The sequence below is a fragment of the Psychrobacter sp. JCM 18902 genome, assembly GCF_904846615.1.
Taxonomy (GTDB): Bacteria; Pseudomonadota; Gammaproteobacteria; order Pseudomonadales; family Moraxellaceae; genus Psychrobacter.
This window is the reverse complement of the sequence record NZ_CAJHBK010000001.1, coordinates 410530-434864: the sequence shown is the minus strand read 5'-3', so window position 1 is coordinate 434864 and position 24335 is coordinate 410530. Positions and strand designations below refer to the sequence as shown.

Here is a 24335-nt window from a genome sequence, read left to right as displayed (position 1 = left end):
CACACACAAAGAAAAGCCCCGAACCTAGGGCGATTGGTTCGGGGCTATGGCGCTTCATATTGTTGTTATTATTTCTTCCATGCTGACTCATCCTAAGTCATAAACAGTATCCTATAAGACAGCGGGCTGACCTGTGCTTTTATTGATACTGTCTCAACACTGCATCCATGCGTATCCTTGTGTTGATGCAGGTATTGTAGGGTAATCAGTTTGATGCGACTAGAGGCTAAAGACCTTATTTAACGTAAGCATATGCTTACAGCCTCTTTTAACATTGCATCATACGATGGCTATAGTATTGGCAGGCTATCAACCCTAACTTCTCTGCTCTTCTGCATGTTCCTTTGAGACTTTTTCACCTTCTTTTTTACCTTCTACTATTTTATGATCGGTCTCTTTGATATCTTCCGCTTCTGCAGTAGGGGCATTTTGCGCTTGATTGCTCTCCTCTTCTGGTTCGTATTGTAAAGTCGTCATAACAGGGAAGTGATCGGAGCCTATCGACGGCATACGCCGAATATCCACCACCGTAAAACAAGCACTATGGAAGATGTGATCCAGCGCCCAACGTAAAAATGGATAGCTGACATGAAACGTATTGATAAAATGTCGACCAATACGCGGATCCAACAATCCTGAGATACGTTGAAAACGTCGCGTGGTCTTTGACCATGCTACATCATTGAGGTCGCCTGCCAATATCGCCGTTTGCTTGTTTTCTTTGATGTGTTTGCCAACCATCAATAGCTCAGCATCGCGGGTGGTAGATTTATCCGCTTCCGTCGGGCTTGGCGGCATGGGATGCAAGCAATACAACCAAATCACGCGACCACTTTGCAGGCGCAGTTGGGCATGAATAGAAGGTATGTCATCAATCATCAAGTACTTAACTTCAGGATCAATCAACTCAAGCTTAGAATAAAGATGCATCCCATACAGATTGTCTAGTGGCACTTTTACGGTGTAAGGATAATCAGCCTCGATTTGATGCAGCGCTTTTTCCCATTTTTCATCACTCTCTAGCGTAATTAAAATATCAGGCTGTCTTTGCTTCACCAAATCCACCAATTTTTGGGTGTCATCATTGGGCGTTAGTACGTTTGATACCATTATTTTTAGTTGATGCGCCTGCCCTTCTGGCTTGTCTTTTGCCTTTTGAACTTCTTTTTTCCATAGCTTGGTATAAGGCAATACCATCCTAAGCTGAAAGGCTAATGTAATGCTTAAGACGGTAAATAACAGCCACTGTCCCAGCTGCCACTCTGACCAAAAAATCAGCATACCAATCCAAGCGATGACACCCAACACCATGATCTGAATACGCGGAAATTCAACACCGCGCACCCACCAATTATCCAGTGGTATCCAGCCCCAAATCGTCACAAATGCGATGAACCCTGCTAGCCACTGTATGCTGTAATATAATAGTGAGAGATCCATAGTATGTATTAGCCGTCTATTAAATGATGAATATCGCCATGGTTTTAACTGAACTGACGTTAGCTGTTTACTTTAGCATTTCAGGAGGTTATCGCCTACTGATGAGCACGGATTATTCGTTAACCGCTATAAAACATTACACTTTTAATTCGCCCACCATAACGGGTACTACGGACGAATTTTATTTTTAGGGCTATCTACTTGTGGCGAGTGAGGCATCGCCGCTATCGTCATTAGGTTAATAACTTAAAGTTATACTGAACATCATTAATAGTGTATGAAAAACCCCTAAAAATGGCCAAAACGCCTTGCTTTTTATGGCTATTCACGGCATTGTTATCGGCTGGCAATGCAACAATTTACGGTAAAAAGGATTGAGTTTCATGAGTAATTTAACAGTAGGCTTGGTAGGCTGGCGCGGCATGGTCGGTTCAGTATTAATACAACGTATGACTGAGGAAAAAGATTTTGACGGTATTACACCCGTGTTTTTCTCAACCAGCAATGCAGGTGGTGATGCCCCAAGCCTTGATGGTATTCATACCGGCCAATTAAAAGATGCTCATGATATTGACGCGCTAGCAGCTTGTGATGTCATCATTACCTGCCAAGGCGGCGACTATACCTCGCAAGTCCATCAACCGCTACGTGATAGTGGCTGGAATGGCTACTGGATTGATGCGGCAAGCACCTTGCGAATGGAAGATGACAGCATCATCATTCTCGATCCAGTCAATCGCGCCGTTATTGACAGCGCCCTAGCCAATGGCAAAAAAGACTTTATCGGTGGTAACTGTACCGTGTCATTGATGCTCATGGCGATTGGTGAGCTGTTTAATAAAGGCTGGGTAGAATGGGTCAGCGCCATGACTTATCAGGCTGCTAGTGGTTCTGGTGCTAACAACATGCGCGAATTAATCGCTGGCATGGGCGTGCTACACGATGCGGTCAAAGACGAATTGGCTGATCCTGCCAGCGCCATCCTTGAGATTGATAAAAAAATCGCTCAGACTCAGCGCTCAGATGATTTTCCTAAGCAATACTTTGGTGTGCCACTAGCAGGTAGCTTGATTCCTTATATCGATGTTCAGTTAGAAAACAAGCAATCCAAGGAAGAATGGAAAGGTGGCGTCGAGACCAATAAAATCCTTGGTAATGCAGAAGCCGATAAGATTGCTATCGACGGCATGTGTGTGCGCGTTGGCGCGATGCGCTGTCATGCGCAAGGCCTTACCATCAAGCTCAAAAAAGACATTCCGCTAGAAGAAATCGAAGCAGCACTTAAAAACAGCGGCAATGAGTGGTTGGACTTGGTCGAAGACGACAAAGAAGCGACTATGAACCGTTTAACGCCAGTAGCCGTGACTGGTACATTGACAGTTGCATTAGGTCGCTTACGTAAGCTTAATATGGGCCCTGAGTATCTAGGCGCATTTACCGTTGGTGATCAACTATTATGGGGCGCAGCCGAGCCGCTACGTCGTATGCTTAATATCATCCGTGAGCAAAAAGACTAAGTTTATTTTCTTAAAAGTCAGTACAAAAAAGACAGCAAATGCTGTCTTTTTTTATGGGCGTACCACTTCCAAAAATTTGAATAGCACGGCAAACAGATGCAAACACTACTTATAATAAGCTCAGCAAATGTGACAACGCTCATCTTATACTTTGAGCCTAGTATTACTTTGGCTTGTAAGCAATCATCACTTCATTACGGCGCAAAAAAGGCAGCGTCCAAGGCGGATTATAACGTGCCAGTTCAGGCTCGCCCGTTATAGTCAAATTTTGGGTTTGCATCCAAGATTGTAGCTCTTCCGTTTTAGTCGCTACTTTTTTACTGCCTGCTAACCCTGAGAACTTAATCACACCGTACGTTTGTGCAGGTAATTCTGTGATTGTAATGTTTGGATTATTGGGTTTGGGCAGTGTTTGCATCGTGTATTTACTGGGCATAGTAAATTGTACACGCCACTTCCCATCGTCTTGCTGCATACTTACTGGAGCTGTCATCGCGATTTTTTGTGACTCATCAACACTTTTTTTATTTTCAGGCTGCATTGTCACAGGTGCTGTCATGCTTATTTTACTACTGCCGCCCGTTGGCGCTGTATTATTGCCAAATATATAGTCGGCTAACATCTTAAACCCTTCGCGACTGGCGGAGTCTTGGTCACCACTTACCAACGTTTGCGCCACTAGCTGCTTATCGTAACGACGCAGCTCAAAGTCATCCATTTGCGACAACACTGTATAATTCGGCTCTTCGGTCGCCATAGCTGCTCCTGAGGTTAATAATGAACCACTTAATAATAAGTAGGTTGCCTTTTTCATAGTATGTCTCCAGCAGTTGAAACATCGCTTAGCAATGGTTACTGTCTCGCCATTATGATTTCTACTTTATCAATTACTCGTAAGTACTGTCTGTGTCTTTTGGTTATGAAAAAATACTATTAACCAAAAGACCCATTTGTCAGATATATCAATACCTCATAAACATCCATGTCCAAAAAACCGCTAACAATGCTATAATTATCGCCATTTTCATAGCTTACATAGCGGTTATCATATGCAATTTGTTTTACATAAAACGGCCAGCGGTGACACGCGTGCGCGCCGTGGTACGGTTCATCTCAATCATGGCGACGTACAAACGCCAGCGTTTATGCCTGTTGGCACTTATGGTACAGTCAAGGGCATGCTGCCACGTGATATTGAAGCCATTGGTGCTGATATCATTTTAGGCAATACCTTTCATCTATGGTTACGTCCAAGTACCGAGGTGATCGATAAGTTTGGCGGTTTGCATAAGTTCATGCATTGGGATAAGCCTATCCTGACCGATTCAGGTGGCTTTCAAGTATTCAGTCTGGGTGCCATGCGTAAAATCACCGAAGAAGGGGTCGACTTTAAATCTCCTATCGATGGTGCGAAAGTTTTTCTGTCTCCAGAAAAATCGATGCAGATTCAGTACAGCTTGAACTCAGACATCGTCATGCAATTTGATGAGTGTACGCCCTATCCTGCGACTCATGACGAAGCCAAAAAATCATTAGAGCTGTCATTACGTTGGGGACAGCGCTGTGTTGATGAGCACAACAGACTGGGCAGCACCAACGCATTATTTGGCATTATTCAAGGCAGTATGTATCCTGATTTGCGTCAGCAATCACTTGAAGGCCTGCTCGATATCGGCTTTGATGGTTATGCCATCGGTGGTCTGTCGGTTGGTGAACCAAAAGATGAAATGATAGATGTCCTAGACTACCTCCCTGATGATATGCCAGCAGATAAGCCACGCTATCTAATGGGCGTTGGTAAGCCTGAGGATTTAGTTGAAGGTGTACGCCGCGGTGTCGATATGTTCGACTGTGTGATGCCGACGCGTAACGCGCGTAACGGTCACTACTTCGTCACAGGCGATGCAGACAATGCTGGTGTGGTACGTATCCGTAACAGCCAATATCGCAATGACGAAGGTCCATTAGATCCTGAGTGCGACTGCTATACTTGCCAAAATTTTAGCCGTGCTTATCTCTACCATCTTAATAAGTGTAAAGAGATGCTGGGCGCTCAATTAGCGACTATCCATAACTTGCGCTATTATCAGCGTTTGATGCAAGGTATTCGTGATGCCATTGAACAAGACAAATTTGATGAGTTTGTCAGCGAATTTTATAACAAACGTGGACAAACAGTACCTGAGTTAAATCTACGCTAATCATACTTTTGCCATTGTCATAGCTATAAAAAGGGCTTAAGAATTATCTTAAGCCCTTTTTAGTGTGTTGCTTTTATTATTTCTAGTTAATCAGTACTAGCCCATTAACGAGGTTACAAATACCACGATCACGGCAATTGGTGCTACAAACTTAGCAACGATTTGCCATAATTGCCATGCACCATTAGACAGACCAAGCTCTTGCTGAATACTGCGTTGATCCATTTGCCAACCAACGAAAATAATTGCAGCAAGACCAGTTAGCGGGAGAAGGAATTTACTGGTAATTTTATCCAATGCATCAAAGATACCGTTACCCATGATAGTAAAGTCAGACCATAGGTTAAATGATAGTAGTGCCGCAACGCCTAATAGCCAAATCACTGTACTGGCAACGATGGTTGATACCGTACGACTCATCGGTGTACGTTCTTCTAAAAACTCAACGGTTGGCTCAAGCAATGAGATTGAGGAGGTAATAGCAGCAAAAGTAATGAGTAAGAAGAACAATGTACCAATGATCGTCCCTGCGCCCATGCTACCAAAAGCGATCGGTAGGCTGACAAAGATAAGACCAGGACCTGAAGCAGGGTCTAGACCATTGCTAAAGATGATTGGGAAGATTGCTAGACCAGCAGCCAAAGCAATAACCGTATCTAAAATCACAACGGTACGGGCGGTTTTTAGTAAGTTCACTTCACGACCCAAATATGAGCCATAAGCAATCATAATACCCATACCAATAGATAGGGTGAAGAATGCATGACCCAATGCTGCAAGCATTACATCGCCAGTCAACTTACTAAGATCTGGTGTGAATAGATAAGCCACTGCTTCGCCAAAACCACCGTTTATTACGTTATAACCAACGATGACGAACAAAATCACGCCGAGTAGTGGCATTAAGACTTTAGCCGTAGTTTCGATACCTTTGGTCACACCAATACCGACAATCAAAGCAGTAATAGCCATAAACACGGTATGCCAAATCGTCAATGTACCTGCTGAAGCCAACATAGCATCAAAGGTCGCAGCAATAGAATCACTGTCTTGACCAATAAAACTGCCTGTACCTGCTTTAGTAATATAGTTGAGTGCCCAACCGCCAATCACACTATAAAACGATAGAATTAAGAAACCACCTAAAATACCTGACGCGCCAATGATGCCCCAACTGCGCGACTTACCTTCACTTGCTGCAACATCCGCAAAAGTGTTGACTGGGTTCTTTTGCCCACGGCGACCAATTAGCCATTCAGCGACTAGAATCGGAAAACCTACCAGCGCGATACAGAATAAATAAGCGATAACGAAAGCTGAACCACCGCTTTCACCGACCATATAGGGAAACTTCCATATGTTTCCCAAACCAACTGCTGAACCAACCGCTGCCAATACGAAGCCAAAACTTGAGCTCCACTGTGCATGTTCTTGTTTATTAATAGCCATTTTTTCCGTCCTCGTGCTTCAATTAACATCACTGATAATCTTCCTTGATTATCATAAATAGCCATGAAAAATATCAAGCTATTCAATAAACACCTCAATGTGAGGCATCCAGCAACATTAAGAAAGAATTGTTTACAATATCGTAAAGGCTCAGTTTCTGCTAAGCCACCAAAAAAGTCAAGCGCTCATAAACATAAAAAGCCATAACAATTGGTTATGGCTTCTGGCAATTTTATCTATAACTGACAAGAGTTTGGCTGATTAATGAATGCATACTATATATAATTTTCAGCAAAAGCCAATCGCCGTTCTAGCGCACCACACCACGACGGCTTTTTTGTAGTGAATCGATGAGCAACTGGATTTTTGGCTCTTTTGGTAGCAGCTCATTATTCAAAACTTCAAGCGCTTGCACGGTCGTCAGACCAGATCTAAAAATCATACGATAAGCTTGACGCAATACCTCAATTGTCTCTTTTGACCATCCTTTACGACGCATGCCTTCCACATTGAGACCATGAGTCGTTGCTGGATTACCAGATACCATGGTAAAGGCGGCTACATCTTTTAGAATCAGACTTGCGCCTCCAATCAAGCTATAGTCATCGACCGTACAAAACTGATGAATACCTGAATTACCGCCAATAATCGTGTGATTACCAACAGTCACATGCCCTGCAACGCCAACATTGTTGGCCAATACATTATGATCGCCAATCACACAATCATGAGCCACGTGAGTGTTCACCATCAGTAGATTATGGCTGCCTATTTTAGTGAGCTCACTATCTTGTGCGGTACCGCGGTGTAAACTACAGGCTTCTCGAATGGTATTATGATCGCCAATCTCAAGCCAAGTACGCTCACCAGCATACTTCAAATCCTGAGGATCTTCGCCAATGCTCGCAAATTGATAAAACTCATTGTGTTGACCAATACGAGTCAATTTGGTAACAACTACATGGCGATGCAGAACCGTGTGAGCGCCAATAGTGACCTCATCACCGACGATACAATACGGACCAATGATAGCAGTCTCATCAATTTGGGCGGACGGTGAGATGAGTGCTGTTGGATGGATCTGACTCATAATGTGGGCCTTTGTATGATCTGATGCGAGTAAATGGTAAAACAAATACAGCCAATTCAGTTTTATGAAAAAACCTAAGCATGGCTCTGCTGTTAAATGCGAGTGTCAATTATAATGCTTATGACCCGCTTTGACCTAATTCTTTAGACGCTTTGTTTAAAGAATTAGGTCAGCTACGAGCCACAATGGCTATTGGTAAACGTTATTGTTCTTGGCGAGCAATCATTATTTGCGCACTGGCGGCTAACTCATCGTCAACATGTACAGTGCAGTCAAACTTATAAATACCGCGCTTCTGCATCACTGTTTTAGCACGGATAGTCAGCTGATCACCAGGAATCACTCGACGCTTAAAACGGACTTTATCAACACCTGCAAATAGATATAAATAACCATCTTCTGCGGTCAGACCGGCACTGATAAATCCGAGCACACCTGAGACCTGAGCCATGCACTCAACCATGAGTACCCCTGGCATAATCGGCTCATCAGGAAAATGACCATTGAAAAATTCTTCATTGATAGTCACATTCTTAATACCTGTAATGCACTCACCAGGCGTACAATCAATAATCTTATCTACTAAAAGAAAAGGATAACGGTGTGGCAAATAATGCTTTAACGTATGATAGGTTAATGGCAGCGTAAGACCTTGCTCAGCTAAGCTTTTCATTTCTTTATCATTCAAAATATCGATATCGGTGCTGCTCATAATGGTGCTTCCTTGCTATGTTTTAAATCGCTATGATTTTACTGTGTTTGTATATGGATTGATATTTGCGCTAATCACGCCCAAGCTGGCGAAAGCGTACAGCTGCCCGTCGCCAGTTAGCTGTCGGCATCGCAGCCGTTCCAGATGAGTATGAACCGGCGTTTTTGATAGATTTGGTTACCATGGTCATCCCAGATAAAGTGACATCATCGGTAATCTCAATATGACCTGTGATACCGACCGCACCGCCAATAATACAGCGCTTGCCTATACTGGTACTGCCTGCGATACCCGTTTGGGCAGCGATGGCCGTGCCATCACCGATACGCACGTTATGAGCAATTTGTACCAAATTATCAATAATAACGTGATTGCCAATGATCGTATCATCAATGGCACCTCGGTCAATGCAAGTTTGACTACCAATTCGCACATGGTTGCCAATTACGACCCGTCCTAACTGAGCGATACGCTCCCAGCCAGTGGTACTAGGATCTTTGGTTGGTGCAAAACCAAAGCCTTCTGCACCCACACTGACACCCGCGTGTAACCTTACATGATCACCAATGACACAATCATGCCCGATCACCACTTGTGATTTGATAACGCCATCAGTACCAATAGTCGTATTTGCGTCGATCACTACATGTGCAGCAAGTGAGCTACGCGCACCAATTTGTACATAATCAGCGATCACACAAAAAGGTCCGATATTCACCTGCTCACCGATGACTGCACTATCAGCAATCACAGCACTAGGATGAATGCCACCAGACAGTGACTCACGAGCAAACAACTGGCTGGCACCAGCATAAGCTAAGTATGGGCTTGCGACGACTAACGCTATCGCTGTGGCGGGCACTTGGTCGCGATATTCTGCAGTGACCAATACAGCCCCTGCGTTACTTATTGCCAGACTAGAAATATAATGGGGATCAGCCAAAAAACTTAGCTGATTATGATCAGCCGTGGTCAAGCTACCAATACTGCTGAATTTTTGACGTAACTGTTCAGCGTTAATTTCAGCCTTATTGGTAATAGGCTGACGCTGCTCAATCCGAGTGATAAGTTGCTCAATCGTTATCATAGTGACTATTAATATAAATATTGTTATGAATAAGACAATCGCCAAGCTGAACAATCACCTTGGCGATCTACTAATATCTAACAGATGCTGCGTTCATGTAAGTAACTGCTATGGTTAACGACATGAATGCAAACAATCATGCTACGTTAAAACGTATTACCAATCTGGAACTGAACTTTTTCAGTTTCATCGCCTTCTTTATCACCAATAGGTACAGCATAACTCAATGAAATTGGACCAATTGGCGTATACCAGGTTATACCTGCACCCGCACTAAAGCGCATGCTATTGTCTTGCGTCAACAGTGGTACGCCCGTATCAGTACCGTCATTAGGATTGATAAAAGTGCGATCTTCCTTATCAGTCGTATCAAATACTTGACCACCTTCAGCAAACAATACTGGACGCACTTGATCTGCCCAATCGCCCTTAAACGGCATTGGCAAAATTAGCTCACTACCGAAGCTGACTAACGCATTACCACCGATGTCTTCGTCTTTGTAACGCACATCATCATTTATGGCATCATAATACGTTTGTGATTTTGGCCCAAGGGTTGAGGCCTCATAACCACGTACAGAGCCATAGCCCCCAGCATAAAAGTTTTCATAAAACGGCAAATCATTACCATAGCCAAGCTTAGTATAACCACGTGCTACCCAGTCTTTGTAGAAGGGATAATAGATGTTGCCGCTATAAACAAGTTTTTGATAGTTGGTATCACCCAAGCCAATAGTGGCATCGACCGTATGGCTCATACCTTTGGTCGGGAACACTGGACGATCTAAGGTGCTATAGTCCCAGCCGAATAGTAGGTTATAAGTATTGTAATCATTTTTAAAGCCTGTGCGTCCAGAAGCCTCATTTTCGTCATTGACAAAGTTCTCAAACGTACCGCCATCATCAATAATTTGCTGAACGTTTGATACACCTAAGAAGCGACCACCACGTACTGAAGTGTTATCAACATTCAAACCGGCACTAACACGTTTGGTTTCGTCAACAGGATAACTGTAGTTCAGCGTAGCACCATAAGAATCGGTGACATAGTTACTGACGTTTCTATCATCGTATTTCGTTTCACGATAATAGGCACTAAGACCTTGTGAGACGCCGTTTTCGGTAAAGTACGGATCGGTATAACCCAAACTATAAGAATCACGGGTTTCTGAGCGTGATAGTGCCGCTTTCACACGGTTACCTGTACCCATAAAGTTGTTTTGTGTTAGATCTAACTGGAAAGTCACACCGCCGCTTTGTGAGTAACCCGCGGCAATCGTTGAGCTACCAGAAGGCTGCTCTTCAACCGTATAATTGATATCTACTTGGTCTGGTTGGTTCGGTACTGGTTTCACATCAACGTTGACAGCTTTAAAGAAGCCTGTACGCATCAGACGTGTCCGTGACAACTGGATTTTGTCACTCGTTGCCAATGCGCCTTCTAATTGACGCATTTCTCGGCGCAGTACTTCGTCTTGAGTTTTGATGTTACCAGTAAAATTAATACGACGAACGTAAATAGGACGTGCAGGGTCGATGAAATAATCGATATCTACTACTTTGGTCTCGTCATTGATACGTGGTACTGGTCTCACCTGCGCCAAATAATAGCCCTCATTACCGTAACGACTCTTAAGTGCCGCGGTGGTTTCATCGAGCTTGGCTTGCGAGTATTTTTCATTGGGTGCAAAAGTCACCAACTCTGTTAGTTCATTATTCTCAAAAGTCGGCTTACCTAAGAAATTCACTTCACCAAACTGATATTGCTCGCCTTCGCTTAGACTCACTTCGATAAACACGCTGCTCTTATCTTCACTGATGTTGAGCACCGCATTATCTACTGCAAAACGCACATAACCATCGTTTTGGTAAAGCGCTTTTAAATTCTCTAAACTGGCAGCCAGTTTTTCTTTGGCATAACGATCAGACTTTGACAGCAGACGTGTCCACGAGGACTCTTTTACCGCAAAAACGTCTTTGATTTCTTCATCACTAAAATGTTTATTGCCAATGATATTGATATCAACCACTTTGGCAGGTTTGCCTTCGACAAAACGCACGTCGAGCTTGACGCGATTGCCATCAAGTAACGTTTGATCAACCTCGATATTGCTGTTGTAATAGCCTTGGCTGATATATTGCTGCTGTAGCTCGTTGGCGACGCCTTGTAGTGTGGCTTGTTTCAGCACATTACCGGCAGACAGACCAGCATTGTCCAACCCTTGCTCTAACCCTTCTTTTGGAATGAGCTTATTGCCCTCAAAATTGACTTCAGCAATCGTTGGGCGCTCAACGACATCAAACCGTAGCTGTCCACCTTCGATACGGCTTTGAATATCAGCAAAATTTTCGGTCGCATAAAGCGCCTTAATACTGGCTGCTAAACTACTGTCATTTACCGTATCCCCTACCGAAATAGGTAGAACCGGATAGAGGCTATCGGGGGTTAAACGTTGCAAACCATTGAAACCGATGTCAGTGACTACAAATTCTGCAGCCTGTACTGGCATACTCATCATCGCTACAACTAACGGCAACCCTGCCGCGCTCATAAATAAAGGCGTACGCATAAACACTATCCGTCAATAAAAAACTTGCTTAAGTTAAGTTAAAAAGCCCATATTGTCTAGCGCATCTCGCATGAAATTTAAGCGCATACGCAGCAGACTCAGAACACTTTATATAAAATGCATCACAAAATAAACTAAAAATTACGATTAGTACAGAGGCCATGATACAAAGCATGCTACCTATCATGGTCATAATCATCCCATAATAGGCGTAAAACCATTAGTATCTCGTGCCTTATCGATCATATTAGCGATTCACTGGTCAAAACAGCCGACTGATATCATTACCAATTGCTAACACCATGAAACCTGCCAGCAAGAGTAAACCGATATTTAGTCCAATCATTTGCACCCCTTCCGAGAGTGGCTTACCGCGAATCAATTCAATAAGATAATACACAATATGACCGCCATCCAACACAGGAATGGGTAAAAGATTGAGTACAGCAAGACTCAAACTAATCAAAGCCGCCGTCGATAACACCATCTGCCAACTGATATCAAAACTCTGTTTGGCCACTTTAGCGATGGTAATCGGACCTGACAAATTATCCAAACCAATCATGCCTGATAGCATTTTCCCCATTGAGCTGACGGTCATCACTGCAAGCTGTTCAGTTTTCTCAAATGATTTCACCAATGACTCACCAGGGCCATAGACTACAGTGGTCTTGTAAGCGTCAGGAATAACAATTTCGGACTGTGCCACCATAGCACCAATTTGCCCATAATCGTTACCCAAATTGTCTTTTTTGCCTTGCGGCATAATCTGAAGCTGTACGGTTTTACCATCACGCAATACTGTGAAGTTAAGCAAAGTTTCAGGACTGTCGCGGATGATACGAGTAGCACTGAGCCAATCTTTAATTGGTTGATCATTGATAGCAATAATACGATCGCCTACTTTTAGTCCTTGGCGACTGGCGGCACCATCAGCGGTCAAATCACCTACTATCGGTGCAATATCTGGTTGCCATGGCAGCATGCCAAAGCTGGTCAACGCATCTTTACCTTGCGCGCTGCCTTGCATAAACTGAGTTACGGGCGCTTGATAAGTTTTGATCACATTATCAGCTTGTGTCTCTGATTGCAGAGTAATACTGACATTGTCCGTCTCGCCCATCCGTCCAGCAAGGCGATAGTTGATGCCTTCCCACGTCTGTACCTCATGGCCATCAATTGCAACGATTTTGTCGCCAACTGGTAACTGTGCCATTGCGGCAGGCGTATCAGGTAATACCTGCCCAATCTTCGTCGCCAACTGCTCTGATGGTGTCATAAATAACACCCAAAACAGCGCAATAGCAATGATAAAGTTCATGATAGGACCAGCTGCAACAATCGCAATCTTTTTTAGCGGATGCTGACGATTAAACGCCAAATGTTGCTCAGCTTTTGCTACCTCACCTTCGCGCTCATCGAGCATTTTGACATAACCACCAAGTGGCAAAGCAGAAATACGATAATCAATACCGCTTTTTTTGCTCGTCCAGCCAAAGAGTTTGGGACCAAACCCGATAGAATAGGTCAAGACTTTAACGCCGCAAAGACGGGCGACGATATAGTGTCCCCATTCATGTAAGGCAATAAGCGGACCTAAGACAAATATTGCCGCAAGGAGCGTTAATAAAAACGTCATGATCTTTTCTCAGTATGGTTTCTCAGCATTCTTTCTTTGCATCTTTTATTAACATCATTTTTTAACGACGCAGTTGTTGGTACACTTACACCAACTTTGCCACAAGTTTGTCCGTCAGGTGACGTGCTATTTTATCAATTGCTAGTATATCTTCTATGTCAGCCGTTTCATTTAACGGTGGCAGCTGTATGTCATTCAAAGCCTGCTCGTTGATATCAGCAATGTCGGTCAGGCGAATTTTTCCAGCCAAAAACGCCGCCACGGCAATTTCATTCGCTGCATTTAAGACAATCGTCGCTTGTGTGCCCGCTTGCATGGCTTGGCGTGCCAAACGTAAACACGCAAATTTTTGCAAGTCAGGCTCAATAAACTCTAAGCCGCTGAGCGCAAATAAGTCTAACGGCTGCGAGCCACTATTAATACGATCAGGGTAACTGAGTGCATGGGCAATGGGCGTTTTCATATCGGGACTGCCGAGCTGCGCCAAAAAGCTACCATCGCTATATTCTACCATTGAGTGAATGATACTTTGTGGATGAATCACCACATTTATCTTATTTTCAGGCAAATCAAACAGATGGCAGGCTTCGATTAACTCTAAACCCTTATTCATCATCGTAGCTGAGTCGACAGATATCTTTTGACCCATTGACCAATTTGGATGTTTGACCGCTTCAGCGACGCTCGCTTGCTGCATCTGCGCAAACGATTTTTGCAAAAATGGCCCACCAGAGGCCGTTAACCATAGCTTACGCACACCGTGGTTTGGCTGATGAATTTGGGTATTGTCCTGCTGAATAGCCAGTGGTAAACACTGAAAAATAGCGTTATGCTCAGAGTCAAGCGGTAACAAAGTAGCATTGTGCGTTTTGACGGCAGTAATCATCACTTGCCCTGCCATCACCAGCGCTTCTTTATTGGCTAGTAAAATACGCTTACCTGCACGAGCAGCGGCTAAAGTAGAAGGCAGACCAGCTGCGCCTACGATCGCAGCGACAACGGTATCCGTCTGCGAATCAGTGGCAATGTCGACCAGCCCTGCTTCGCCGCCTACCACATCGATGTCAAGACCTGCCGCACGGAGTCGCTGGGCAAAATCATCGACTGCGGCGGTCGGTACGCTAACGCGCTTTGGCAAAAACTGCTGGCAAAGTGCAAACAGTTTGTCTAAACGGTGATAGCCTGACAGAGCGTAGACCGTGTAAAGCTGTGGTTGCGCCGCTAATATTGCTAACGTGCTATCGCCAATCGAACCTGTCGCGCCTAGTACGGCGATGCGTTGCGTCATAACCATCAGTGCCTGTAAATGATACTCTAAAAAATTAAATAAGAAATCGATAAAACGCCTGATAAATAAGAGATGAACGATATCCAGTATATTGATTAGTCACTCATCTTAACTACTATAATTAGGGCGTATCATCGTCTATGAATTCTTTTTTCAGTCCTAAACCACTATCAAACCTAACTGCTGTATCGCCCAAAAACCAAGCGCAAATATCGGTGTGGCAGATAGCAGTGAGTCGATACGGTCAAGCACGCCGCCATGCCCCGGTAAAATCGTTCCTGAATCTTTGACATCAGCGCGGCGCTTAAGCATCGACTCAAATAAATCGCCAAGTACCGAGGCTAAAATGGTCAAGGCTGATAATGCTACAAATGCGACTAACGGCACACCCGTCAATTGCAACTTAAATACACTGATGGCAATGACCACGAGCAGACCAGTGACCAAACCACCAGCCAGCCCTTCCATACTTTTATTGGGTGAGACATTTGGCGCCATTTTGCGGCGACCAAGCTTACGCCCCACAAAATAAGCGCCACTATCTGCGCACCAGACCAAGAGGAACACATAGAACAACCACCATGCTGACAGTTGCCACAAATAAAACATCGCCGTAATCGATGCGGTCAATATCACCGCACCCATCAATGCCAGTTTCTTGCCATACCAATTGGTATGAGTCGGGAACACTCGCACCCAAGACAGCGCCATTAGCCATATAGCCAGTGAAGCCACCCACCAAAACAGCCATGTCACTTTAAACATGAGTGATACTAGGGTCAACACCAAAACCAATAGCACAAACAGCGCAGGATGACGCCACTTAGGCATCAGCTTAGTCCATTCGTGAGCGGCAATAATGACGCCAATCGCTAATAGCGGTGCAAATAAAATAGGGGTTTGGCTCGCAAACATTGCAATACCAACGATAATAACGAGAACAACTGCCGTCTTAATTCGTTGCCACATACTTATTGAGCCTTATAATAATGAAAAACGCATGGTCAAAACGTGCATTATAGCAGCTAATCTACAATAGCCCACTAATAGCAGTTGACGCTTATTAACGCGGTTTATTATTTCACAAACAAGCAATATTAACTACTTATACGATAGCGGCTTTGTAAGAGCTTTTTCCTTTACAAAATAACAGGCAAATGCTTAACACCATTAACGACTTGCTTGCTCTATCACTATCTGCTCACTGGTTTTGCCAAAACGGCGCTGCCGCTGAGCGAACTCTTTTACCATTGCTGCCAGCTCATCAGCTGCAAAATTCGGCCATAATGTCTGGGTAAAGAATAGCTCAGCATAGGCTGACTGCCACAATAAAAAGTTAGAAATTCGGTATTCACCGCCTGTGCGTATCAGCATATCTACTGCTGGTGCATCTGCTAATTGCACATAGTTACCGAGCAATTCTTTATTAATATCATCAGCACGTAACTGACCAGCCTCTACTTGCTGCGCCAGCTGTTTTGCCGCATGGGCAATATCCCATTGCCCACCATAACTGATAGCGATGACTAGAGTCATGGCTTTAAAGTTTGCTGTTTTTGCTTCAGCGTCCGCCATTAATGCTTGCAAATCATCACTCAGCTGACTGCGGTCACCAATAAAACGCAGACGAATACGATACTCATTCATGCGTGGTATTTGCTCATGAATGGTCGAGGCTAACAATTGCATGAGTAGTGCCACCTCACTGGGCGGGCGTTGCCAATTCTCACTAGAAAATGCAAATACCGTTAATACTTCGATACCCGTATTGACGCAATACTCGACGATAGGATCGAGTGCATCTTTGCCAGCCACATGCCCTTGGCCTTTGCCCAAATCATTGGCTTTACCATAACGATTATTGCCATCCATGATGATAGCGATATGGCGTGGAAGAAGATCAGGAGCCAAAACGGCTGAAGTGGACATAGGCGAAAGTGCTTATTGTTAAGGTAAAATAATAATAACGGCTGCGATAACGATTAGAAAGCGTCATAACCATAATTCACAAACTTATCATAAACCCATCTATGGGCGTGATTTAGTTTGCAAGATAACGCTTATAAAATACAGTTTGCAAATCTGAGCAAGCCTATTACCGTATCCGATTGATATAATATTGACGCTATTATCGGTACCGTCTACACAATAATAAGCAGCCAATAGTACTGACAGATTGGCTGCTTATTATAAGAATATGACATAACGGATTTTTTCTAAAATGATCGAAAAAACCAGTGCTTTACACGTCCATCAAGTCAGTTTCTTTTTTGCTCAAACGTTTATCGATGGTTTCGATATACTTGTCAGTGATTTTTTGAATATCATCACTGGCGCGGCGCTCGTCGTCTTCTGAGATCTCTTTTTCTTTGGCCAATTCTTTGATGTCATTCATCATGTCACGGCGAATATTACGGATAGAAACACGGCTACTTTCTGCTTCTCCACGCGCAAGCTTTTGCATGTCGCGGCGTGTCTCTTCTGTCAATGCAGGCATTGGCACACGAATCACATCGGCGGTCACTGGGTTGAGACCCAAATCTGCTTCGCGAATGGCCTTGTCAATTGCTTGTACCATGGTACGCTCGAATGGCTGAACCATGAGCGTACGTGAGTCTTCAACGTTGACACTCGCCACTTGATTCAAAGGTGTAGGCGACCCGTAGTAGCTAACCATCACGCCTGACAACATACCCGGATGTGCGCGCCCTGTACGGACTTTGCTAAAAGTGCTCTCAAGCGCTTCCAGTGTTTTTTGCATACGCGCTTCGCCGTCTTGCTTAATCTCTTTGATCATTAGATATCCTTATTTATCGCTATCGATAAATCATTCATTTGTTAGTAAATATACGGGTGTTCACTACTAATTATTAGCGACTGGTCGTTATTAGCGACCAATCTAATTTTAATGACTGGTATTCTCGTATTAATATTTAGAGCGTTCAGAGCGTTCAGGCAAATCAGTGATAAACGCGTGTGCCTTCATTTTCGCCCATAATGACGTTTAATAATGCATTAGGCTTGGTCATATCAAACACTTGTAGCGGCACGTTGTGCTCACGGCATAAGGCAATGGCAGTTAAATCCATCACGCCAAGTTTTTGCTCTAATACTTCATCAAAGGTCAAGCCATCATATTTAACTGCATCGTCATGTAAGCTTGGGTCTTTGTCATAAACGCCATCAACTTTGGTGGCTTTTAAAATCAAGCCAGCTTCAATTTCAATACCACGTAAGCAAGCGGCTGTATCAGTGGTAAAGAAAGGGTTGCCCGTACCAGCAACAAAGATACATACTTCACCATTTTTGAGATAGCGAATGGCATTGCGACTGCTATAGCTTTCGGTCACTTCACCGATTGGCAAGGCCGACATCAGGCGAGTTTTAATATTGCGGCGCTCAAGCGCATCACGCATCGCCAGACCGTTCATAACGGTTGCTAACATACCCATTTGATCACCAGTCACACGGCCGACTAAGCCTTCTTGTTGCAACTGCGCGCCGCGATATAAGTTACCGCCGCCGACCACGATACCGACTTGAACACCAAGACCACGCAAATGGGCGATAGACAAGCTCATCTTATCGAGCACTTCGCTATCAATTCCCATCTCTTTGCCACCAGCTAAGGCTTCGCCAGAGAGTTTCAGCAAGATACGAGAGTAACGCGGGTTTTTGTCAGACATGAGGTCACCTTGTTGGCATTAAATTATAATTAAAATGAGCGGTAAAACACAAATAGAGTTTGCCTTCGAATTTACTCGAAGTGTCATCACCGAGGTACTATATAAGAAATACCGCAACTGATGACAAACGTGTAAAAAGGCTAAATTGCGCTAATTGTAGCAAAAACTGCTCGCGATTGGGCAATTTTCACTCGTATATTGTAGTGACTAATCAGCTACAGTGACTGCTTAGCCTTTGTAACTGGCAAACAAATCATATTCGCTAGCGTCGTCAATCGTAACCGTTAGGAATTGTCCGACTTTAACTTGAGCAGTAATCTCATCAACGTAGACGTGACCGTCAATCTCTGGTGCATCGGCATAGCTACGACAAATCGCAACACCCTCTTCACTATCAATTTCGTCGACCAATACCATCAAGGTTTTACCGACTTTCTCTTGTAGCTTTTGCGCTGAGATGTCTTGTTGCAGCGTCATCAAACGCTCATAGCGCTCTTGCTTAATCTCTTCTGGCACATGATTTGGCAGGTCATTAGCCACTGCGCCTTCGACTTCTGAATAGGTAAACGCGCCAACACGATCAAGTCGAGCTTCTACTAACCAATCAAGCAAACATTGGAAATCTTCTTCTGTCTCGCCAGGGAAGCCAACAACGAAGGTTGAACGAATGACGATATCAGGGCAAATCTCACGCCATGCATGGATACGCGCCAAGGTGTTTTCGCTATGCGCTGGGCGTTTCATCGCTTTTAGGATGCGATGGCTGGCATGTTGAAACGGAATGTCGAGATAAGGCAGTAGCTTTTTCTCGCCCATTAGCTCAACCACTTTATCGACATGCGGATACGGATAGACATAATGCAAGCGCACCCAAATGCCCAAGTCATTTAAGGCTTGGCACAAGTCATAAAACTTCGACTTCAGCGGCATGCCATTCCAAAAACTGGTCTTATACTTCAAATCCAGTCCATAAGCAGAGGTATCTTGCGAAATAATTAACAATTCTTTCACGCCAGCATTTTTCAGCGCCAGTGCTTCATTCATCACGCTATCAATTGGACGTGAAACCAAGTCTCCACGTAAGCTTGGAATGATGCAGAAAGTACAACGATGGTTGCAACCTTCTGATATTTTTAGATAAGCATAATGGCTTGGCGTCAATTTGATACCCGCTTCATTAATCAAATCTATCTTTGGATCATAACTAGCGTCCTGACTACGGTCAGGCTTGGGCACATGCAGCGAAACGGCTCTAATGACTTCGTCATAAGCATGAGCGCCCGTCACAGCTAGCACGGCTGGGTGCATTTCACGGATTTTGTCCGCTTCTTTACCCAAGCAACCTGTGACGATGACTTTACCGTTTTTGCTAATCGCTTCGCCGATGGCATCAAGCGACTCTTGTACTGCTGACTCAATAAAACCGCAAGTATTCACGACCACTAAATCAGCACCTTCATAATCGCTCGCCACTTGATAACCATCACGGCTAAGCTCAGTGATAATGCGCTCACTATCAACCAAGGCTTTTGGGCAACCTAGTGACACAAACCCAATCTTTGGCGCTGCATTCACTGGCGCATTTTCAGTCGATAAAGCACCTGAAGTCACATCGCTGCTTTGCTCAATGCTACGGTTTTGATTGTGATTGGCTTTATGATGGTAAGGTTGGTTAGTGTTTGCTTGACTAACATCTGCCTGATTGTCTTGTGCTATATTTGGTTTGGCAGGATTAAAAACGGTGGCAGTGTCTTTTAACATAGAATCTGTTGGCGTAGAAGTTGACGGTGAGGTAGTAACAGTCGTATTAACCGACTCGGTAGAAGTGTTGGGCATGGCTGACCTTGCTAGAGATAAATTGGCTGTGCGCATTGTACGTTTTTTTTGCAAAAATCGCCAGTTTTGCCGCTCTATAGTGTTGATTTATGGTTAAATATTATATCGCGTCTTCTTTTATTCTAGGCAATAGCCATGACAACCCATTTGACAACTGTAAAACTGACACCTGACTTAGCATTCATGTCACAGCATTTGTTCACCGCTATTTTATGGATCAATGATGATTTATCAATCACTTGGCTAAATGCCCAAGCCGAACAACTACTTGCTATTAGTAGTGGACGCTTATTGGGTCAGTCTATATTGACCCTGCTTGCATCCGAAACATCCAAAGCATTGAAATCAGCCGATAGCAATCATGACAGTGATAACCATGACAACAATATAACTGTCGATAAAAGTAGTGGTGAAGATATCCATGAACAACCGTGCTCTTTGAAAGAACGATTTCAGCAAGCAAAGCAGTATCAACAACCCTTTATCGATCATGATCACCTTATCAGCACACCGCTAAATGGTAATTTATCATTCTCAGTTGATTATAGCGTGACCCCTGTCATTTATGAGCAGCAACCTTATTTTATTATTGAGATGTGGGGCAAGGATCGCCAAAGTCGTATATCAGAGGAACAACGCCAGCAGCAGCAATATAATGTTGCCCGTCATATGCTGCGCTCGGTCGCTCATGAAATCAAAAATCCGCTTGCCGGTATTCGCGGGGCGGCGCAATTATTACAACGGCAATTCATCAAATTCAGTGACGCCTCGCCTCTTAATAGTGCTCCTCCTGCTATTATTGGTACAAACCCTATGGTAAACCCGAATAGCCACCTGCAAAAAACGGCTGAAAAACTGCGCAATTATACTGATATCATCATCTCAGAAACGGATCGTCTAACCCACCTTATTGGCAAGTTTCTTGGCTCCAATCAATTACCAAATTGGCAAACGCTAAATATCCATGAGCCACTGGAGCATGTTTTATCTTTGGTCGTCAATCAATATCCGCAAGTGACGCTACAGCGCGATTATGATTTGTCACTGCCTGAGTTATGCGCTGATAAAGATCAGCTGATACAAGTGTTTTTAAATCTGATTAATAATGCCTGCGAATCGATGACTGAGTTTGAGCAAACGCTGCAGCAAAGAGAGTTGTCCGAGCCTAAGGCGCAACAACCTGTCACTTCACAAATGAGCAATAACGACAGCGCCAGTTATAAGCCAACGCTGCACATTCAAACCCGCATTGCCTTTCAACATACCATTGCTGGGCAACAGCACAAGCAAGTGCTACAAATCAATATTGCCGATAACGGTTCAGGCATTGATCCGGCATTGATCGGACAGATATTTTTCCCAATGGTGACCAGCCGTGCCGCAGGGACGGGGCTAGGATTGTCTATCGTGCAAGATATCATCAGTCATCACCATGGTATGATTGACGTGAGCTCCCAGCAATCAAAAAACCTTAACGACAGTGTCAAAAATGACTACAACCATCAACACACCAGTTTTACGCTGTACTTGCCTTTCAATCAGCCAGCGCACCATGCTTAAAACAGCCAGCACCCAAGGCTTAGAAACCATGACCTAACCTATGAAACAATCACCCTGAATCACTTGCTTATTAGGCCTGATAAATGACTGCATATAATGACCACGCCACATCTAACAGCGACAATCAAGGCTCTGCCCAAACATCAGACAATCAAGAATCTAGTAACCGAGAGTCTGATAACCGAGAACCTGATAATCAAGCTACAAAAGTAACGGTCAATAATGCACCTAATACTAACCCTGCAACGTTATGGCTCATCGATGACGATGCAGCCCTGCGTTTGGTATTAGCAGATACTTTTGAAGATGCAGGCTTAAACGTTATTAGCTTTACCCAAGCGCAAGCGGCGTGGACACGCCTCAACGATATTTTGCAACAGCAGGAATCAGCCGCTCAGTTGCCCGATGTGATATTGACTGATATTCGTATGCCCATGATGGACGGGTTATCTTTTAGTGATTGGGTACATGAGCACTTCCCTAAGCTTCCCATTGTCATTATGACGGCGCATTCCGACCTCACCTCTGCTATTAATAGCTATCAAACAGGTGCTTTTGAATATCTGCCAAAACCTTTTGACTTAGATGATGCAGTCGTCACGATTTATAAAGCCATTAATTATCAGCCCAATATGCTGGCAGCGGCGGCAGCAAACTCTACAGCTGAACCTGCTCCGAAGACCGTTACCAAAAATTCATCAGATACTTTACCCAATATGCAGGTAAAACCCAATACCAGACCCAAGCTTGCTAGCAAGGCTACTCTGGTCAGCAAAACCAATAAAACATCCAGCCCTAAAATCAAAGTTAAACCTGCCATCAGCGCTAATGACAATCCGAGCGGCATCATTGGGCAATCACAAGCGATGCAGACGGTGTTTCGTGCCATTGGGCGCTTAGCGCACTCACCCATTACCGTCTTGATTACTGGTGAATCAGGTACGGGTAAAGAGTTGGTCGCCAGTGCGTTGCACCAGCATTCACCGCGTCACCAGCAACCTTTTATTGCCCTCAATATGGCCGCCATTCCACATGATTTGATTGAATCTGAATTATTCGGTCACGAAAAAGGGGCGTTTACTGGTGCGACGACGACGCGACAAGGGCGTTTTGAGCAAGCGGATGGTGGGACATTATTTCTAGATGAAATTGGCGATATGCCTTATAGCACTCAAACTCGGCTGCTACGAGTACTGGCCAATGGTGAGTTTTTTCGCGTCGGTGGACAGCAGCCGGTCAAAGTGAATGTACGCATCATTGCCGCTACTCATCAAAACTTAGAAGAACTGGTCAAACAAGGCAAATTCCGTGAAGATCTATTTTATCGCCTTAACGTTATTCGCTTGCCCCTGCCACCATTACGGACACGACCTGAAGACATTCCAGCATTAGCCCATTACTTTATGCAGCGGGCTGCTGAACAGATGAACAGTGCAGAGAAACAGCTGCATCCGACAGCACTACACATCATGCAGGCTTTTGAGTGGCGCGGCAATGTCCGCCAACTTGAGAATGTTTGCCTTTGGTTGACAGTGATGGCCACAGGCGACACCGTGATGGTGGATGATTTGCCACCAGAGCTGCTTGAAAATATCTCGTCTAATTTAGAAGAATATCAAGAGCAAAGTCAGCCTACACAAGCTATGACTCACAATGACCAAATACGCCCTTATTCCCACAGTTCCAGTTGGCAACAAGCATTGGCTGCTTGGGCTGAGCAATCGCTACAAACAGGAGAAACCGATATCTTGCAGACGGCAACCCCTCAGTTTGAACGCGTTTTATTGACGGCAGCGCTCAACCATAGTGGTGGCAAAAAGATCGCTGCTGCTAATTTACTCGGTTGGGGGCGCAATACCCTGACACGCAAATTACAGCAATTAGATATTTCTTCAGAAGAAGGACAAAATAATCGTTATTAAAGGCGCAAACTCATAAACATGAATACCATTAATATCAATAGCTTATAAAAATAAGTGAAAATAAATGATAAATATTTAAAAATAATTGCAAATAGGGGTTGCCAAACGTTTCAAACTCTATATAATAGCCAACCACTGAGACGCACTACCGAATCAGTTAACTGTCTATATTGTGTTTGAGTTTAAACGCTAATAATGATAGAGTAACGGAAAATGGGGCTGTGGCGGAATTGGTAGACGCACCAGATTTAGGTTCTGGCGCCGCAAGGTGTGAGAGTTCGAGTCTCTCCAGCCCCACCATTTTCGGATAGTACATCTTAGACCAAATATCAAAGCCT

Annotated in this window: 18 protein-coding genes and 1 tRNA gene; 5 read left to right on the top strand and 14 right to left on the bottom strand. The window is 44.1% G+C overall.

What is annotated here, in order from left to right; translation table 11 throughout:
• Positions 1-315 precede the first annotated feature (315 nt).
• On the bottom strand, positions 316-1440 hold the full coding sequence (locus JMY05_RS01835) for an endonuclease/exonuclease/phosphatase family protein (protein ID WP_201603344.1): 1125 nt from the start codon (positions 1438-1440) through the stop codon (positions 316-318).
• A gap of 383 nt (positions 1441-1823) precedes the next feature.
• On the opposite strand from JMY05_RS01835, the gene asd reads away from it, so the two are divergent.
• Positions 1824-2957 (top strand): aspartate-semialdehyde dehydrogenase, encoded by a 1134-nt coding sequence (gene asd / locus JMY05_RS01830; RefSeq protein WP_109590430.1) that lies wholly within the window; start codon positions 1824-1826, stop codon positions 2955-2957.
• A 163-nt stretch (positions 2958-3120) separates the two neighbouring features.
• Here the strand turns inward: asd and JMY05_RS01825 are convergent, their stop codons facing one another.
• Positions 3121-3771 (bottom strand): SOUL family heme-binding protein, encoded by a 651-nt coding sequence (locus tag JMY05_RS01825; protein ID WP_045444997.1) that lies wholly within the window; start codon positions 3769-3771, stop codon positions 3121-3123.
• A gap of 235 nt (positions 3772-4006) precedes the next feature.
• Here JMY05_RS01825 and tgt point away from each other — a divergent pair, with 235 nt between their 5' ends.
• Positions 4007-5158: a tRNA guanosine(34) transglycosylase Tgt gene (tgt, locus tag JMY05_RS01820; protein WP_201614020.1), complete on the top strand. Its 1152-nt coding sequence runs from the start codon at positions 4007-4009 to the stop codon at positions 5156-5158.
• Positions 5159-5254: 96 nt separating this feature from the next.
• On the opposite strand, the gene JMY05_RS01815 is transcribed toward tgt, so the two are convergent.
• From JMY05_RS01815 to rimO, 12 genes are all read right to left on the bottom strand, one after another.
• Positions 5255-6607 carry a sodium-dependent transporter gene (locus tag JMY05_RS01815; RefSeq protein ID WP_045444994.1) on the bottom strand — a complete coding sequence of 451 codons (1353 nt, stop codon included), beginning with the start codon at positions 6605-6607 and terminating at the stop codon, positions 5255-5257.
• A gap of 310 nt (positions 6608-6917) precedes the next feature.
• Positions 6918-7697, bottom strand: coding sequence for an acyl-ACP--UDP-N-acetylglucosamine O-acyltransferase (gene lpxA / locus JMY05_RS01810; protein ID WP_045444992.1), 780 nt, complete (start codon positions 7695-7697; stop codon positions 6918-6920).
• 202 nt (positions 7698-7899) lie between these two features.
• Entirely contained in the window at positions 7900-8409 is a 510-nt protein-coding gene (gene fabZ / locus JMY05_RS01805) for a 3-hydroxyacyl-ACP dehydratase FabZ (protein WP_045444990.1), read from the bottom strand.
• A 70-nt stretch (positions 8410-8479) separates the two neighbouring features.
• Positions 8480-9496: a UDP-3-O-(3-hydroxymyristoyl)glucosamine N-acyltransferase gene (gene lpxD / locus JMY05_RS01800; RefSeq protein WP_045445201.1), complete on the bottom strand. Its 1017-nt coding sequence runs from the start codon at positions 9494-9496 to the stop codon at positions 8480-8482.
• Between the two features lie 146 nt (positions 9497-9642).
• Complete coding sequence (gene bamA / locus JMY05_RS01795) at positions 9643-12066, bottom strand: outer membrane protein assembly factor BamA (RefSeq protein WP_193216919.1); 2424 nt, start codon at positions 12064-12066, stop codon at positions 9643-9645.
• Positions 12067-12328: 262 nt separating this feature from the next.
• Complete coding sequence (gene rseP / locus JMY05_RS01790) at positions 12329-13705, bottom strand: RIP metalloprotease RseP (RefSeq protein ID WP_045444988.1); 1377 nt, start codon at positions 13703-13705, stop codon at positions 12329-12331.
• An 85-nt stretch (positions 13706-13790) separates the two neighbouring features.
• Positions 13791-14999, bottom strand: a complete 1209-nt coding sequence (ispC, locus tag JMY05_RS01785) for a 1-deoxy-D-xylulose-5-phosphate reductoisomerase (protein WP_201614019.1) — start codon at positions 14997-14999, stop codon at positions 13791-13793.
• 153 nt (positions 15000-15152) lie between these two features.
• Positions 15153-15962, bottom strand: a complete 810-nt coding sequence (locus JMY05_RS01780; RefSeq protein ID WP_045444986.1) for a phosphatidate cytidylyltransferase — start codon at positions 15960-15962, stop codon at positions 15153-15155.
• 201 nt (positions 15963-16163) lie between these two features.
• A complete protein-coding gene (uppS, locus tag JMY05_RS01775) occupies positions 16164-16922 on the bottom strand; it encodes a polyprenyl diphosphate synthase (protein WP_201539595.1) in 759 nt (252 codons plus the stop codon).
• Between the two features lie 313 nt (positions 16923-17235).
• Complete coding sequence (gene frr / locus JMY05_RS01770) at positions 17236-17790, bottom strand: ribosome recycling factor (RefSeq protein WP_045444983.1); 555 nt, start codon at positions 17788-17790, stop codon at positions 17236-17238.
• A gap of 163 nt (positions 17791-17953) precedes the next feature.
• Positions 17954-18679, bottom strand: a complete 726-nt coding sequence (pyrH, locus tag JMY05_RS01765) for a UMP kinase (RefSeq protein WP_045444979.1) — start codon at positions 18677-18679, stop codon at positions 17954-17956.
• Positions 18680-18907: 228 nt separating this feature from the next.
• Positions 18908-20515, bottom strand: a complete 1608-nt coding sequence (rimO, locus tag JMY05_RS01760; RefSeq protein ID WP_201503100.1) for a 30S ribosomal protein S12 methylthiotransferase RimO — start codon at positions 20513-20515, stop codon at positions 18908-18910.
• Between the two features lie 135 nt (positions 20516-20650).
• Between rimO and JMY05_RS01755 the strand changes: the two genes are divergently transcribed.
• The 3 genes from JMY05_RS01755 (at position 20651) to JMY05_RS01745 (ending at position 24297) form a co-directional block, all read left to right on the top strand.
• A complete protein-coding gene (locus JMY05_RS01755; protein WP_045444976.1) occupies positions 20651-22075 on the top strand; it encodes a two-component system sensor histidine kinase NtrB in 1425 nt (474 codons plus the stop codon).
• An 83-nt stretch (positions 22076-22158) separates the two neighbouring features.
• Positions 22159-23997, top strand: a complete 1839-nt coding sequence (locus JMY05_RS01750; protein ID WP_201614018.1) for a sigma 54-interacting transcriptional regulator — start codon at positions 22159-22161, stop codon at positions 23995-23997.
• 215 nt (positions 23998-24212) lie between these two features.
• Positions 24213-24297 (top strand) — tRNA-Leu (locus JMY05_RS01745).
• The last annotated feature ends 38 nt before the right edge of the window (positions 24298-24335 follow it).